Raw genomic sequence first — 14,111 nt, 5'->3', positions numbered from 1 at the left:
GTACGGCACATTTCTGCGAGTAAGTACCGCCCTGGTTACAGGGTCAACATGGGGAGGGGTCAGGTGAAATCCACGACAGCCCGAATCACCCGGCCGCCCAGCAGATCATCAAACGCGGAGTTGATGTCGTCGAGCCGGTAGCGCCGGGTGATCATCTCGTCGAGCTTGAGCCGGCCCTCTTGATACAGCTGTGCCAGCGCCGGCACTTCGGTGGTCGGGTTGCACGAGCCGAAAAGCGTGCCGCACAGGTTCTTGTTCATCAGGATCAGGTCCTGCAGGTCGAGCTGCACGGCCCCGGCCGACGGTGCCGCCATCCCGGTCAGCACGCAGGTGCCGCCCTTCCGGGTCAGGGACAAGGCGTCGGAGACGTCGCCGTCACCGATCATCGACGGTGATACGACGACGGCGTCGGCCATCACGCCGCGGGTCAGCTCCCGAACGAGGTCAAAGGCTTCGGTGACCGTTGCCGCGGTGTGGGTCGCGCCGAATGACAGGGCGGAATCCCGCTTGAACGCCACCGGATCGACCGCGACAACCTGCGATGCGCCACCGAGGTGCGCGCCCTGGACAGCGGCGGTACCGATGCCTCCGGCGCCGATCACCACTACCGTGTCGCCGGCGCGCACCCCGGCGCGGCGCACCGTCGACCCGTAGCCGGTGGGCACCGCGCAGGACAGCAGCGCGCTGGGCACCAGGGGCAACGACGGGTCGATCTTCACCAGCGAATCTGCCGCCACCACAGTGTGTTCGGCGAACGCGCCGATCTTCGAGGTGTGCCGCAACTCCTCACCGGAGAGGCTGTGGTGGCGGAAGGTGCCGTCGGTCGGCATGCCCGGGATGAGGGTGCCGGCGCCGACGTCGCACAGATACTCCATACCGCTTGTGCACCAACGACATTTCCCGCACACCGCCAGAAACGACGTCACCACGTGGTCGCCGGGGGAGAACCGGGTGACGCCCGGACCCACCTCGAGCACCACCGCCGAACCTTCGTGACCACCGATCGTGGGCGGCATGCCCGGTACCGCAGCACCTTTGGGCGCGGCCAGCTGGCCCGATCGGATGTGATCGTCGGAGTGGCACAGCCCCGCGGCCGCCATCTGCAGCAGAACCTCACCGGCGCGCGGCGGGTCGAGCTCGAATTCCTCCACCGACCAGTCCCCGCCGACCTCACGGACAATCGCGGCGCGGCTCCTCATCGCGGCATCATGCGCCGAATGTAACGGACCGTGATGTTTCGCCACCGGTCATCAACGCGTTACGTGGTTGATGCCGTCGCGCCCAACGGCTCCGTCACCGTGCACAACATGAGCACTAGTTCTGTACTCATCGCCCCTGACGACACCACTGCATCGACCGACACCCCGCGGTACACACTGCTGTTGTCGGCCGACTCCGAACACATCGAGGCCGCGCAACGGCTTCGTCACCACGTGTTCACCTCGGAGCCGGGTTACACCCTCACCGACGACAGCCCCGGTTTCGAAAGCGGCCGGGACGCCGACCGATTCGACGAATTCTGCGACCACCTGCTGGTCCGCGAGGACCACACCGGCGAGTACGTCGGCTGCTACCGCATGCTCCCTCCGCCCGGCGCCATCGCCGCAGGCGGGTTGTACACCGCAACCGAATTCGATGTCAGCGCGTTGGACCGCATCCGCCCGTCGATGGTGGAGATGGGCCGCGCCGTGGTGCGCGCCGATCACCGCAACGGCGCCGTCGTGCTGCTCATGTGGGGCGGCATCCTGGCCTACCTGGACCACAGCGGCTACGACTACGTCACCGGCTGCGTGTCGGTGCCCATCCAGGGCAGCCCCGACGAGGCCCCGGCCACCCAGATTCGCGGTGTGCGCGACTTCGTCAACAAGCGGCACGCCTCGGAGTACAAGGTGCGCCCGTACCGCCCGGTGATCATCGACGGCAAGCTGCTCGACGACATCGAGCCGCCGGCCCGCGTGACCGTGCCGCCGCTGATGCGCGGTTACCTGCGTCTGGGCGCGAAGGTGTGCGGCGACCCGGCCTACGACCCCGACTTCGGTGTCGGTGACTTCCCGGCCCTGCTGGACAAGCGGGAGGCCGACGTCCGGTACCTGACGCGGCTGCGTTCGGCCGCCGCCGCAACCGACAAGGCCGGACAGTGACTGCGCCCGCGCCCGCGACGGTGCAGGAGCACCCCTGGTTGCCCAAGGCGTCCTGCGACGCCAGCTGCATCCGGGTGGACGCTGCGCACGTCAGCCGTCCGGTCATCGTCGCGCTGCGCACCGCGGCGCGGTTGGTCATGACGTTGTTGCTGCTGCCCACCCTGCCGCTACTGGCGGTGCCGTTGCCGGGCCGGTCACGCATCCAGCGGATGTACTGCCGGCTGGTGCTGCGCGGCCTGGGCGTCCGGATCACTGTCTCGGGCGGCCCGATCCGCAACCTGAGCGGCGTCCTGGTGGTCGCCGGACATGTCTCATGGGTCGACATCTTCGTGATCGGCGCGGTCATGCCCGGGTCGTTCGTGGCGCGTGCCGATCTGATCGAGTGGCCGGCGTTGGGTTTCCTGGCCCGGCTGATGAAGGTCATCCCGATCGACCGCAACAGCCTGCGCCGGCTGCCCGATGTGGTCCGCACCGTTGCGGACCGGCTCACCGCAGGTCAGACCGTCGTCGCCTTCCCTGAGGGCACCACGTGGTGCGGTCTGGGGCACGGCACGTTCGCCCCGGCGATGTTCCAGGCCGCGGTCGACGCCGGCCGCCCGGTGCAGCCGCTGCAGCTGACGTACCGGCACCGCGACGGCGCGCAGTCGACCATTCCGGCGTTCATCGGTGACGACTCGCTGCTGACGTCGATCAAACGGGTCATCACCGCCAAGCTGACGGTGTGCCACATCCAGGTGCAGTCGCTGCAGCTGCCCGGCGCCGACCGCCGCGATCTGGCCGGCCGGTGCCAAGCTGCGGTGCACCAGGTGGGCCCGCTGCCCGTCGCTGCTGTTCACGGGCACGCGCTGGCCGCCTGACCGGTTTGGCCTGGCCGGTATCCTGGACAGGCCATGAGCCCCGCATACCTGGACCACGCCGCCACGACCCCGATGCAGCCCGCTGCCATCGAGGCGATGACGGCGGTCCTGGCGGCCGGCGGTAATGCGTCCTCGTTGCACACCTCCGGCCGGGCGGCGCGGCGCCGGATGGAGGAGGCCCGCGAGTCCCTGGCCCAGCAGTTGGGTGCCCGGCCCTCCGAGGTGATCTTCACCGCCGGCGGCACCGAGAGCGACAACCTGGCCGTCAAGGGCATCTTCTGGGCGCGTCGGGACAGCTGCCCGGGACGCCGCCGGATCGTGACGTCGCCGATCGAGCACCACGCGGTGCTCGATGCCGTCGAGTGGCTGGTCGAGCACGAAGGCGCGGAGGTGGCCTGGTTGCCTGTGGACAGTACGGGCAGCACGTCGGCCGAGGCATTGCGCGAGATTCTCGAAACTCACGACGACGTCGCGCTCGTCAGCGTGATGTGGGCCAACAACGAGGTCGGCACCATCCAGCCGATCGCTGAATTGGCCGCTGTGGCAGCTGAATTCGACGTACCCATGCACAGCGACGCGATCCAGGCGATCGGTGCGGTGCCGGTCGATTTCGCCGCGAGCGGGCTGTCCGCGTTGAGTGTGGCGGCGCACAAGTTCGGTGGCCCCACTGGGGTGGGTGCGCTGCTGCTGCGCCGCGATGTCGCATGCGTGCCGCTGCTGCACGGCGGTGGGCAGGAACGTGACGTGCGTTCGGGCACACCGGATGTCGCGGGCGTGGTGGCCATGGCCACCGCCGCGCGCGTCGCGGTCGAGGGCCTGGACGCGCACCGGACCCGGATCGGCGCCTTGCGTGACCGCCTGGTCGCCGGGGTGCTGTCCGGCATCGAGGATGTGGTGCTCAACGGCGGCACCGGTGATGACCGCCTTGCGGGCAACGCGCACTTCACTTTTCGTGGCTGCGAGGGCGATGCCCTGCTGATGCTGCTGGACGCCAAGGGCATCGAATGCTCGACGGGTTCGGCCTGTACGGCCGGCGTCGCGCAGCCGTCACACGTCTTGATCGCGATGGGCGCCGCTCCGGCCAGTGCCCGCGGATCACTCCGATTTTCGTTGGGGCACACCAGTTCTGATGCCGACATCGACGCCGTGCTGGCTGTGCTGCCGGCTGCGGTCGAGCGGGCTCGTCAGGCTGCACTGGCCAGTGCCGGGTTGGGAAGGTAGTCATGCGGGTTTTGGTAGCGATGAGCGGGGGAGTGGACTCCTCGGTGGCCGCGGCGCGCATGGTCGACGCCGGCCATGACGTCGTGGGCGTGCATCTGGCACTGTCCACCGCGCCGGGCACCCTGCGCACCGGGTCGCGTGGGTGCTGCTCCAAGGAGGATGCCGGGGACGCCCGCCGGGTCGCGGACATCCTGGAAATCCCCTTCTACGTCTGGGATTTCGCGGACCGCTTCAAGGAAGACGTCATCGACGACTTCGTCGAGTCGTACGCCCGCGGTGAGACGCCGAACCCCTGCGTGCGCTGCAACGAGAAGATCAAGTTCTCGGCGCTGTCGGCCCGCGCATTGGCGCTCGGTTTCGACGCCGTGGCAACCGGGCACTACGCCCGTCTGGAGAACGGTCGGCTCCGTCGTGCCGTCGACGCGGACAAGGACCAGTCGTACGTGCTCGGGGTGCTGACCGCCGAGCAGCTCAGCCACGCGCTGTTCCCGATCGGCGACACCCCCAAGCCGCAGATCCGTCAGGAAGCCGCCGAGCGTGGGCTGGCGGTGGCCGAGAAGCCGGACAGCCACGACATCTGCTTCATCCCGTCCGGCGACACCCGCGCCTTCCTGGGTGCCCGCATTGGCATCCGTCCCGGCGCCGTCGTCGATGCCGGCGGCACGAAGCTCGCGGAGCACGACGGCGTGCATGGCTTCACCATCGGGCAGCGCAAGGGCCTCGGCATCGCCGGCCCAGGGCCTGACGGCCTGCCGCGCTACGTCACCGGCATCGATGCGGAGACCGGGACCGTGCACGTCGGCGGCGTGGCAGATCTCGAGATTCACTCGTTGATCGGCGAGCGTCCGGTGTTCACTTCGGGTGCCGCGCCGGTCGGGCCCATCGAATGCCTGATCCAGGTGCGGGCGCACGGCGGGTTGGCCGACGCCGTCGCCGAGTTCGCCGGCGGGGTGCTCGATGTGCAGCTGCGCACGCCGCTGCGTGGCGTCGCTCCAGGTCAGACCATGGTGCTGTACCGCCGCGACCCTGACGGTGACGAGGTCATCGGCAGCGCCACCATCGCGCGCTGAACCCAATCAAGGGCAACTAAACGGTTGCGCTTCTGACTGCGCGGTCGTAGCGTGATAGGCAACCGGGAGGTTGCTTATGAGTTCCGATCGCATCGAAAAAGAAGTCACGCTGCGCGCGCCGCTGGACCGGGTATGGCGCGCCATCGCCAACGCCGACGAGTTCGGCCGGTGGTTCGGCGTGCGTTTCGACGGACCGTTCGTCGCCGGCGAATCGGTGACTGGCGTGATCACCCCGACCGAGGTCGACGACGAGGTCGCTGCCGCACAGGAACCACACGCCGGGAAGAAGTCGGTCTGGCACGTGGTCGCGGTCGAGTCGCAGCGTCGGCTGGCGTTCCGGTGGCATCCGTATGCCGTCGAACCGGGCGACGACTACGACAACGAGCCGACCACGCTGGTCGAGTTCACCCTGACCGACACCGCAGACGGTGTCGTGCTGCGGATCGTCGAATCCGGGTTCGACAACATCCCGGCCGACCGCCGTGCCGAGGCGTTCGAAGCCAACAGTGGCGGGTGGGAAGCCCAGACCAAACTGGTACGCAAGTACCTGGACGAGCAGGTGTGAGTACGACGGCCGACGCCCGGGCGCCACTGTTCGACGCGCTCGGCGACCCCAATCGGTTACGCATCGTCGTGCGTCTGTGTGAAGCGGGCCCGTCCTCGACTTCACAAGTGACGCAGGTGATCCCGGTGACCCGGCAAGCGGCCACCAAGCATCTGCTGCTGCTGGAGGCGGTGGGACTGGTGACCAGCAGCCGGCACGGGCGCGAGCGCATCTGGCGCATCCAGCCGGACCCGCTCGCCGAAGCCAGCGAGTACCTGACCACGCTGTCGAAGCGTTGGGACCGGGCACTCGACCGCCTGCGCAGCTACGTGGAAGAGCCCATCGAATAGTGTTGGCCGCGTGACTATTTTCGCCCAGGCAACCGGTATCGGCTCGTGGCCGGGAACGGTCGCCCGGGAAGCGGCTGCCGTCGTGGTCGGTGAGCTGCCCGCCCTGCCGCACCTGGTGGAGCTTCCCGCCCGCGGTGTGGGAGCCGACATCATCGGACGGGCAGCTGCGCTGCTGGTCGACATCGGCATGGACACCGTTCCGCGCGGGTATCGCATCGCCCCCGGCCGCAGCTCGGTGGTGCGCCGCGCAACGGGTCTGCTCGACGAGGATGTCGACGCGTTGGAAGAGGCGTGGGAGAAGGCCGGGCTGCGCGGGACCGGGCGGACCATCAAGGTGCAGGTCCCCGGTCCGTTGACGTTGGCCGCCGAACTCGAATTGTCCGGGGGACACCGGGCCATCTCCGATCAGGGCGCGCTGCGGGACCTGACCGGTTCACTCGCCGAGGGCGTCGCGCACCATCGCGCCGAGGTCGCGCGGCGCTGCGACGCCGAGGTGGTGGTGCAGTTCGACGAACCGGCACTGCCTGCCGCCCTGGCCGGGCGGCTGGCGGGCGTGACCCGGATGTCGCCGGTGGCGCCGGTCGACGCGCTGTTGGCCGCGAGCCTGCTCGATCAGTGCATCGCGACCGTCGGGGGACCGGCGAGTATTCACGTGTGTGCCACCGACGTGCCATGGAAAACCTTGGCGCGCACTGCCTTCAGCGCGATCTCGGTGGATGCGGCCAAGCTGACCGCGGCTGATCTCGACGGCATCGGCGAGTGGGTCGAGGCAGGCCGGACCATCATGCTGGGTGTGCTGCCGGGAGTCGCCCCGGAACATCCGGTCCCGGTCGAGCAGGTCGCCGCCGCAGCCGCGAGTATCACCGACCGACTCGGCTTTCCGCGCACGGTCCTACGCGAACGCGTCGGATTGACACCCGCCTGTGGTCTGGCCGGGGCGACGCAGACGTGGGCGCGCAGCGCACTGACGCTGTTGCGCAAGGCCGCCGACGGGATCGCGCAGGACCCGGATTCCGCTTGAACCCTGCCCTGCCCGGCGAACCGCGGAAATCGTCAACCCGGGCATGGTGACATGCCATGATGAGGGTCCGGAGTGCGCAGGGGGTTGCCACTCAGCCGGAGTGATCGGGGGCGGGCGTGCGCTGTGACGATGCGCTGCTGAGGGTCGCCAACTTTTCGGTCGCTGCCTTCCTGGTGCTGGTGGGCCCCTCGCCGGCGATCGCCGCCGCCGACCCCGGCGGATCGCATGGCAACGGTGGGAACAGCAATTCAGGCAAGGCAGGTTCCGGTCAGAGCAGCGCCTCGCGCGGTAACTCCGGCACTGGCGGTGGGTCCGCCGGGAACGGCAACTCCGGCCCCAAATCGTCGGCCTCGGGCCGGACCAACACGGGAAATTCGTCGAAGTCGAATGGCAACGGCAATGGGAACGCCAGCCGGAACAACTTCGCGCCGGGTGCCCAGTCCAACAGCGGCTCTGACGGCCCGGACGCGGTGGTGCCCACGCCGGTCAACCCGCCGGTGGCCGTCGTCGTAGCCGAACAGCACACCGGCACAGCGCCGGCGGGCCGGTCCTGGTGGTTGGCGCCGGACGTGGCGCCGCCCGTCGTCGAGGTACCCGCGCCGGCGGCGCCGAGCGAGGATGGCGCCGCGGATCTGCTGTCCATCGACCACACCGGTATCCCGGTGTGGGCCGCCGCCGAGCCGGTCGGGGTGCGCGGCGACCTGTTCGGGCTGGCCGGGTTGGTGCTGATGCCGCTCGTCGGGTTGGTGGTCGGCTATCGCCAGGCCAAGGCCGCGCGCGATGTCGGCCTGACGATCCGGCCCTAGACCTCGCGGATGGCGCGCAGTTCGCGGCGCAGAATCTTGCCGGCCGCGGACTTCGGGATCGCATCGATGAACGCGACCTGACGGACCTTCTTGTAGGGCGCGACCTGGCCGGCGACGAAATCCATGATCTCGTCGCCCGACAACGTGGCCTCCGGCTGCAGCACCACGAATGCCTTGGGCACTTCCTCGCCCGAATCCGGATCGCGGACCCCGACGACCGCCGCATCGGCGATACCGGGGTGCGTGAGCAGCACTGCCTCGAGCTCGGCCGGCGGCACTTGGTAGCCCTTGTACTTGATGAGCTCCTTGAGCCGGTCGACGATGTAGATGCAGCCGCTGGCGTCGACCCGAGCCAGGTCGCCGGTGTGCAGGAAGCCGTCGGCGTCGATGGTCTCGCGGGTGGCGGCATCGTTGTTGAGGTAACCGGCCATGACATTGGGGCCACGGAAGCACAGTTCGCCGACCTCGCTCAGGCCGTGCTCGGGCTGGCCGATCTCGGCACCCGTATCGGGGTCGACGATCTTGCTGACGGCGCCCGGCGCCGTCCAGCCGCACGAACTCAACGGTGCGACGGCGCCGACGAGTTCACGGCCACCGTCGAACGGCATGCAGTGGCTCACCGGGCTCAGTTCGCTCATGCCGTAGCCCTGGACGATGGGGCACCCCAGCCGGTCGGCGACCGCCATCCCGAGGTCGTCATCGAGCGGCGCGGCGCCCGACATCAGCCCCTTCAGCGAATCGAGCCGGTAGGAGTCGACCATCGGGTGCTTCGCCAGCGCCACCGCGACCGGCGGCGCGATGAACGCGAACGTGCACTTGTGGTCCTGGATGGTCCCGAGGAACTGGGCGAGGTCGAAGCTGGGCATGATGACCAGCCGGGCCCGCGCGTGCAGGACGGAGTTGAGCAGCACCGTCATGCCGTAGATGTGGAAGAACGGCAGCACCGCCAGCACCCGGTCATCCTGGCCCATGGCCTGGATCGGGCGAATCTGCGCCACGTTGGCCGCCAGATTCGTGTGGGTGAGCATGACGCCCTTGGGGTTTCCCGTGGTGCCCGAGCTGTACGGCAGCGCCGCCAGATGGGTCACCGGGTCGAAGCTGACCCGCGGCGCGGGCAGTGCGGCGTCGAGCAGTTCGGTGGCATTCGGATGACCGTCGACCGAGCTGCCGGGACCGTCGAGGACGACCATGCGGTCGGCGCCCAGCCCAACGGCCTCGGCCGCCTGCAGCGCCTGCGGCGCCAGCGCGGTGACGGTGATCAGCAAGGCGGCACGGGAGTCCGTCAGCTGCTTGGCGATGTCCTTGGCCGTGAACAACGCATTGATCGTCGTGGCCGTGGCACCGGACCGCAGAATTCCGTGGAAGGCCACCGCGAACGCGGCACTGTTGGGCGCCAGCAGACCCACCACGTCGCCGACGCCCAGGCCTCGGGCGGCCAGCGCACCGGCGAACGCCTCGATCCGGGTGGTCAGCTCGCGGTAGGTGAACTCAGCGCCGGTCGCGACCTCGGTGATGGCGATGCGATCGGCATCCGACTCGGCCAGATCGCCGAAGACGTACTCGTAGACGGCCGTCGTCGGGATCTGGACCTCGGGAAAAGGGCTGGCGATAGTCATGGCGTCATAGATCGAACCATGCCGGGGAGACGTGCGTCATGCCGGTTGGTGCCGTTGCCGGGCCGGGTTGTCAGGGCCCGTTACACCTCGTTGGCGAAGCGCAACGGCCCGTTGGGACTAGGCCTCGCCGCGGTCCAGCAGCTCGCTGGAGCCGAGGACGCGTTCCACCCGGACCTCGATCACCACGCGTCGGGGATTCACCCGTGGGGTGCGGTAGCGCTGGGCGTAGCGCAGTTCGGCATCGCGGACGTCGTCGGTGTCATGGCTGACCGTCGACTTGCCTTCGAGGGACAACCATCGGGCGCCGTCGACCTGGCTCAGCACCGCGACGCCACGCTGGGCCGCGTTGAGGGCCTTCTGGGAACCACCGGTGGTGATGACGCGTGCGATATGGGTCTTCGGGTCGAAGGTGAAACCGACAGCCACGACGTGCGGGGAATTGTCCGATCGCAGGGTGGTCAGCATCGCCAGATGACGCTCGGTGAGGAATGCCAGCGCGTCACTGGTGAGCCGTGTCGTTGCCTTGGCCATCACGGTCAAAAGTAGCGCAGGTGATAATCGCAGCCGTGAACGACACGGCGGATGCTGGCGGCGAGGTGGTCGTCATCTTCGGCGGCCGGAGCGAGATCGGCCTGGAACTGGCCATCCGGCTGGCGCCGGGCAACACGGTGGTGCTTGCGGCCCGCCGGGCCGACCAGCTGACCGACGAGGTCCACGCGGTCAGGGCGGCGGGCGCGGTCAACGTGCAGACCAGCGAGTTCGACGCCGACGACCTGGCCTCGCACGCGACGCTGGTGGACGAGATCGAAGCCGAGCACGGGCCGATCGGTACCGCGGTCCTGGCGTTCGGCGTCCTCGGTGACCAGGCCCGGGCAGAGGATGACGCCGCACACGCGGTTGCCGTCGTGCACACCGACTACGTGGCCCAGGTGAACCTGCTGACGCTGCTGACGCAGCGCATGCGTGCTGCCGGGCGGGGACGCCTCGTGGTGTTCTCGTCGATCGCCGGAGCCCGGGTCCGCCGGGCGAACTACGTCTACGGGTCGGCCAAGGCGGGCCTGGACGGCTTCGCCTGCGGATTGGCCGACGCGCTGCACGGCACCGGCATCCAGCTGCTGATCGTGCGACCCGGCTTCGTGATCGGCCGGATGACCGAGGGCATGGACCCGGCGCCGATGTCGAGCACGCCCGCGCAGGTCGCTGACGCTGCCGCGACGGCGCTGCGGAGGGGCAAGTCGGCGGTGTGGGTGCCCTGGGGTATCCGGCCGCTGATCTTCGCGACGCGGTTTGTGCCGAAGGCGATCTGGCGGAAGATGCCGCGATGAGCGCTTGCGCGAAGAGCAGAGGGCACTGATGACCGGTCACGAAGGGAAAATCACGGTCGTCGGTATCGGGGCCGACGGCATGGCCGGTCTCGGGCAGACGACGCGTAATGAACTGCTGAGCGCCACAGTGATTTTCGGTGGACCGCGGCAGCTGGACCTGCTGGACCCGGAGGTGACCGCCGAGCGCCGGGCTTGGCCGTCGCCACTGCTGCCGGCCCTGCCCACGTTGTTCGACGGGCTGCCCGACGTGCACGTGGTGGCCTCAGGTGATCCGATGCTGCACGGCATCGGCGCCACCCTGATCCGGCTGTTCGGTCGGGATCGGGTGGCGGTGCTGCCGCACGTGTCCTCGGTGACCCTGGCCTGCGCGCGACTGGGATGGAGCGTGCAGAACACCGAGGTGATCAGCCTTGTCAACGCCGCGCCCCACACCGCGATGCGGCTCGGCGGCCACGCAATCGTGCTGTCCAAGGGTGCCGACACCCCGCGGACATTGGCCCGGCTGCTCACCGAAGCTCGGCGCGGCCAATCGGAATTCACCGTTCTGGAACAACTCGGCGGGCCGGCCGAACGTGTCACCACGATGACTGCCGCGGATTGGAATGCGGCGGCCCCTGACGTCGACGCGTTGAATGTCATTGCGGTGCGGTACGTCCCCGATCTGCGGATCGGAGCGGCGTTGCCGGACACCGCTTTCGCGCACGACGGGCAGATCACCAAGCAGCACGTGCGCGCGGTGACCCTGGCCACGCTGCAGCCGCGGCCGGACCAAATCCTGTGGGACGTCGGCTCGGGTTCGGGCAGTGTGGCAATCGAATGGTGCCGGGCGTCGGGTGGTCGCGCGGTCGCCTTCGAGAGCGACGACGTGCGTCGCGAGCGGATCATCAACAATGTCACCGCATTCGGCGTGCGGGTCGATGTCCGTGGCGCGGCGCCGGAGAGTTTCGCCGACGTACCCGCGCCGCACACCATCTTCATCGGTGGCGGCCTGACCCGTCCGGGCCTGTTCGACGCTTGCTTCGACGCGCTCGAATCCGGTGGACGGCTGGTCGCCAACGCAGTGACGGCGGAGTCGGAAGCTTTTGTGGTGCAACTCTATTCAAAGCTGGGCGGCGACCTGCGCCGCTTCCAGCACTATCACGGCGAACCGATCGGTGGCTTCACCGGTTGGCGCCCGGCGTTGCCGATAACCCAGTGGACGGTGGTCAAAGAATGACGGTGTACTTCATCGGCGCGGGGCCCGGTGCCGCCGATCTCATCACCGTGCGGGGGCAGCGGCTGCTGCAGTCGTGCCAGGTCTGCCTTTACGCCGGCTCAATCATGCCCGACGACCTGCTGGTGGAGTGCCCGCCGAACGCGCGGGTGGTCGACACCGGTCCGCTCAACTTGGAGCAGATCATCGGCGAGCTGGCCGCCGCGCACGAAGCCGGACTCGATGTGGCGCGTCTGCACTCCGGCGACCCGTCCATCTACAGTGCGGTCGCTGAACAGTGCCGACGGCTCGACGAACTCGGTATCGACTACGAAATCGTCCCCGGCGTACCGGCTTTCGCCGCTGCGGCCGCGGCCCTCGGGCGGGAGTTGACGGTACCGGGTGTGGCTCAGACCATCACCTTGTCCCGGGTGGCGACGCTGTCGACGGCGATGCCCGACGGCGAGGACCTGGTGACCCTGTCCAAGCCCGGTGCCACCTTGGTGCTGCATCTGGCGGCAGCGCAGATCGACAACATCGTCCCGCAACTGCTCGAGGGCGGGTACCGTCCGGAAAGCCCGTGTGCGGTGGTGGCTTTCGTCAGCTGGCCGACCGAACAGGTCGTCAGGTGCACCCTGGCGGAGCTGGCCGAGCGCACGAGGGCGGCCGGCATCACCAAGACCGCGGTCATCTTCGTCGGAGACGTGTTGGGCGCCCGGGGTTTTGCCGACAGCTACCTGTACTCCAGTGGTAGGCGCCGGGGGAGTACGCACTGATGAAGCTCCTGCTGCTGGGTGGGACTTCCGAAGCGCGGGCGCTGGCCAAACGACTGCACCCCGACATCGACCTGATCAGCTCCCTGGCCGGCCGCGTCCCCGACCCGGCGCTGCCGGTGGGTCCGGTGCGGATCGGTGGTTTCGGCGGTGTCGACGGCCTGCGAACGTACCTGCAGGACAACGAGATCACCGCGGTCGTCGACGCCACGCACCCGTTCGCCGCCACCATCACCGCCACTGCCGCGCAGGTCTGTGCCGGCTTGGGGCTGCCGCACCTGGTCCTGGCTCGGCCGGCGTGGCCGCACGGCGACGCCATCGTCGTCGCCGACGACCGGCAGGCCGCGCAGACCGTCAAAGACCTTGGCTACCAACGGGTCTTCCTCACCACGGGACGGTCCGGCACCGCGGCGTTCCGCGAGTCGGACGCCTGGTTCCTGATCCGTGCCGTTACACCGCCCGACGCCGAGACGCTGCCACCCGATCACGAAATCCTGCTCTCCCGTGGCCCGTACGGCTACGACAACGAGCTGGCGTTGCTGGTTGACCACCGCATCGATGCCCTGGTGACCAAGAACAGCGGCGGCGGCATGACGCGCGCCAAGTTGGATGCTGCCGCGGCGCTGAACATTCCGGTGCTCATGGTGGACCGGCCGGCGCTGCCCGACGGCGTGACGACAGTCTCCACAGTCGACGAAGCCGTGGCGTGGTTGCGGGGACTGTAGGCGCCCGGGCAACGCGGCTGCTGCGCTCGTCGCCCGACGATTCAAAAAACTTTGGTCACTTTGTTTGCGCTGGTCACAGTAGGTAACTAGCGCCACATTTCCCGCGGTTTCTTGTCGGTGCATCGAACTAGTGTTCGACTATGGACATTGCCAGCACCACCGCCGTGGAGGAGGTCTACACCGACCTCGACACGGCACAGGCGCGGGTTGCGGCGGTGGACTACATGGCGTTGTCGGTGCCGGAGTTGTTGGCGGTGCAGTCCCACCGTGAGCAGATGCGGTGCGCCGCCCAAGCCGTTGATCATGCCGTGGTGGCCGCATTGCAGGCCCACACCACCGCCACGGAGATCGGGGCGAAGAACTGGGCGGACGTGCTGCGCATCCGGGACCGGCTCAGTGCCGAGGAGGCTCGCCGCCGAGTGAGGCACGCTGAGTTGTTGGCCTCGCGGCGGTCGCTGACTGGCGAGGTG

At 68.8% G+C, this 14,111-nt stretch carries 15 protein-coding genes and 1 pseudogene; 13 read left to right on the top strand and 3 right to left on the bottom strand.

Going from position 1 to position 14,111, the window contains the following annotated elements:
• Positions 1-59: 59 nt before the first annotated feature.
• Positions 60-1,199 carry an NDMA-dependent alcohol dehydrogenase gene (locus TL10_RS25045; RefSeq protein ID WP_043987806.1) on the bottom strand — a complete coding sequence of 380 codons (1,140 nt, stop codon included), beginning with the start codon at positions 1,197-1,199 and terminating at the stop codon, positions 60-62.
• A gap of 108 nt (positions 1,200-1,307) precedes the next feature.
• Here TL10_RS25045 and TL10_RS25040 point away from each other — a divergent pair, with 108 nt between their 5' ends.
• From TL10_RS25040 to TL10_RS29820, 8 genes are all read left to right on the top strand, one after another.
• Entirely contained in the window at positions 1,308-2,141 is an 834-nt protein-coding gene (locus tag TL10_RS25040; protein ID WP_043987820.1) for a GNAT family N-acetyltransferase, read from the top strand.
• Positions 2,138-2,998 (top strand): lysophospholipid acyltransferase family protein, encoded by an 861-nt coding sequence (locus tag TL10_RS25035; RefSeq protein ID WP_043987805.1) that lies wholly within the window; start codon positions 2,138-2,140, stop codon positions 2,996-2,998. The genes TL10_RS25040 and TL10_RS25035 overlap by 4 nt, the downstream gene beginning before the upstream one ends.
• A 33-nt stretch (positions 2,999-3,031) precedes the next feature.
• Positions 3,032-4,219: a cysteine desulfurase family protein gene (locus TL10_RS25030; RefSeq protein ID WP_043987804.1), complete on the top strand. Its 1,188-nt coding sequence runs from the start codon at positions 3,032-3,034 to the stop codon at positions 4,217-4,219.
• Positions 4,220-4,221: 2 nt separating this feature from the next.
• Complete coding sequence (mnmA, locus tag TL10_RS25025) at positions 4,222-5,289, top strand: tRNA 2-thiouridine(34) synthase MnmA (protein ID WP_043987803.1); 1,068 nt, start codon at positions 4,222-4,224, stop codon at positions 5,287-5,289.
• 76 nt (positions 5,290-5,365) lie between these two features.
• Positions 5,366-5,854: an SRPBCC family protein gene (locus TL10_RS25020; protein WP_043987802.1), complete on the top strand. Its 489-nt coding sequence runs from the start codon at positions 5,366-5,368 to the stop codon at positions 5,852-5,854.
• On the top strand, positions 5,851-6,183 hold the full coding sequence (locus TL10_RS25015; protein ID WP_043987801.1) for an ArsR/SmtB family transcription factor: 333 nt from the start codon (positions 5,851-5,853) through the stop codon (positions 6,181-6,183). Before TL10_RS25020 ends, TL10_RS25015 begins: the two co-directional genes overlap by 4 nt.
• Before the next feature lie 10 nt (positions 6,184-6,193).
• Entirely contained in the window at positions 6,194-7,204 is a 1,011-nt protein-coding gene (locus TL10_RS25010) for a methionine synthase (protein ID WP_043395242.1), read from the top strand.
• Between the two features lie 116 nt (positions 7,205-7,320).
• The gene (locus TL10_RS29820) at positions 7,321-8,010 is read left to right on the top strand and encodes a hypothetical protein (RefSeq protein ID WP_052506536.1); all 690 of its coding nucleotides are present in this window, start codon (positions 7,321-7,323) and stop codon (positions 8,008-8,010) included.
• On the opposite strand, the gene TL10_RS25000 is transcribed toward TL10_RS29820, so the two are convergent.
• Both TL10_RS25000 and TL10_RS24995 read right to left on the bottom strand, forming a co-directional pair.
• The gene (locus tag TL10_RS25000) at positions 8,007-9,626 is read right to left on the bottom strand and encodes an AMP-binding protein (RefSeq protein ID WP_043987800.1); all 1,620 of its coding nucleotides are present in this window, start codon (positions 9,624-9,626) and stop codon (positions 8,007-8,009) included. The two genes, TL10_RS29820 and TL10_RS25000, sit on opposite strands and share 4 nt — an antisense overlap.
• A 117-nt stretch (positions 9,627-9,743) precedes the next feature.
• Positions 9,744-10,157 carry a F420-dependent biliverdin reductase gene (locus TL10_RS24995; protein WP_043395247.1) on the bottom strand — a complete coding sequence of 138 codons (414 nt, stop codon included), beginning with the start codon at positions 10,155-10,157 and terminating at the stop codon, positions 9,744-9,746.
• A 35-nt stretch (positions 10,158-10,192) separates the two neighbouring features.
• Here TL10_RS24995 and dprE2 point away from each other — a divergent pair, with 35 nt between their 5' ends.
• The 5 genes and pseudogenes from dprE2 to TL10_RS24970 form a co-directional block, all read left to right on the top strand.
• Entirely contained in the window at positions 10,193-10,951 is a 759-nt protein-coding gene (gene dprE2, locus TL10_RS24990) for a decaprenylphospho-beta-D-erythro-pentofuranosid-2-ulose 2-reductase (RefSeq protein WP_043987799.1), read from the top strand.
• Positions 10,952-10,979: 28 nt separating this feature from the next.
• Positions 10,980-12,167: a bifunctional cobalt-precorrin-7 (C(5))-methyltransferase/cobalt-precorrin-6B (C(15))-methyltransferase gene (locus TL10_RS24985; protein ID WP_043987798.1), complete on the top strand. Its 1,188-nt coding sequence runs from the start codon at positions 10,980-10,982 to the stop codon at positions 12,165-12,167.
• On the top strand, positions 12,164-12,919 hold the full coding sequence (gene cobM / locus TL10_RS24980) for a precorrin-4 C(11)-methyltransferase (protein WP_043987797.1): 756 nt from the start codon (positions 12,164-12,166) through the stop codon (positions 12,917-12,919). The genes TL10_RS24985 and cobM overlap by 4 nt, the downstream gene beginning before the upstream one ends.
• Entirely contained in the window at positions 12,919-13,641 is a 723-nt protein-coding gene (locus TL10_RS24975) for a cobalt-precorrin-6A reductase (protein WP_043987796.1), read from the top strand. The genes cobM and TL10_RS24975 overlap by 1 nt, the downstream gene beginning before the upstream one ends.
• 140 nt (positions 13,642-13,781) lie before the next feature.
• Positions 13,782-14,111 (top strand): annotated as a pseudogene (locus tag TL10_RS24970) (HNH endonuclease signature motif containing protein); the annotation flags it as partial.

Origin of the sequence: Mycolicibacterium llatzerense (genome assembly GCF_000878195.1) — a bacterium.
GTDB lineage: Bacteria > Actinomycetota > Actinomycetes > Mycobacteriales > Mycobacteriaceae > Mycobacterium > Mycobacterium llatzerense.
Note: the sequence above shows the minus strand (reverse complement) of the source record. Positions and strands in the feature narration are given on the sequence as shown.

Coding starts and splice junctions, on each gene's coding strand:
- TL10_RS25045 (WP_043987806.1), bottom strand. CDS start 1,199: ATGAGGAGCCGCGCCGCGATTGTCCGTGAGGTCGGCGGGGACTGGTCG.
- TL10_RS25040 (WP_043987820.1), top strand. CDS start 1,308: ATGAGCACTAGTTCTGTACTCATCGCCCCTGACGACACCACTGCATCG.
- TL10_RS25030 (WP_043987804.1), top strand. CDS start 3,032: ATGAGCCCCGCATACCTGGACCACGCCGCCACGACCCCGATGCAGCCC.
- mnmA (WP_043987803.1), top strand. CDS start 4,222: ATGCGGGTTTTGGTAGCGATGAGCGGGGGAGTGGACTCCTCGGTGGCC.
- TL10_RS25020 (WP_043987802.1), top strand. CDS start 5,366: ATGAGTTCCGATCGCATCGAAAAAGAAGTCACGCTGCGCGCGCCGCTG.
- TL10_RS25000 (WP_043987800.1), bottom strand. CDS start 9,626: ATGACTATCGCCAGCCCTTTTCCCGAGGTCCAGATCCCGACGACGGCC.
- TL10_RS24995 (WP_043395247.1), bottom strand. CDS start 10,157: ATGGCCAAGGCAACGACACGGCTCACCAGTGACGCGCTGGCATTCCTC.
- TL10_RS24985 (WP_043987798.1), top strand. CDS start 10,980: ATGACCGGTCACGAAGGGAAAATCACGGTCGTCGGTATCGGGGCCGAC.
- cobM (WP_043987797.1), top strand. CDS start 12,164: ATGACGGTGTACTTCATCGGCGCGGGGCCCGGTGCCGCCGATCTCATC.
- TL10_RS24975 (WP_043987796.1), top strand. CDS start 12,919: ATGAAGCTCCTGCTGCTGGGTGGGACTTCCGAAGCGCGGGCGCTGGCC.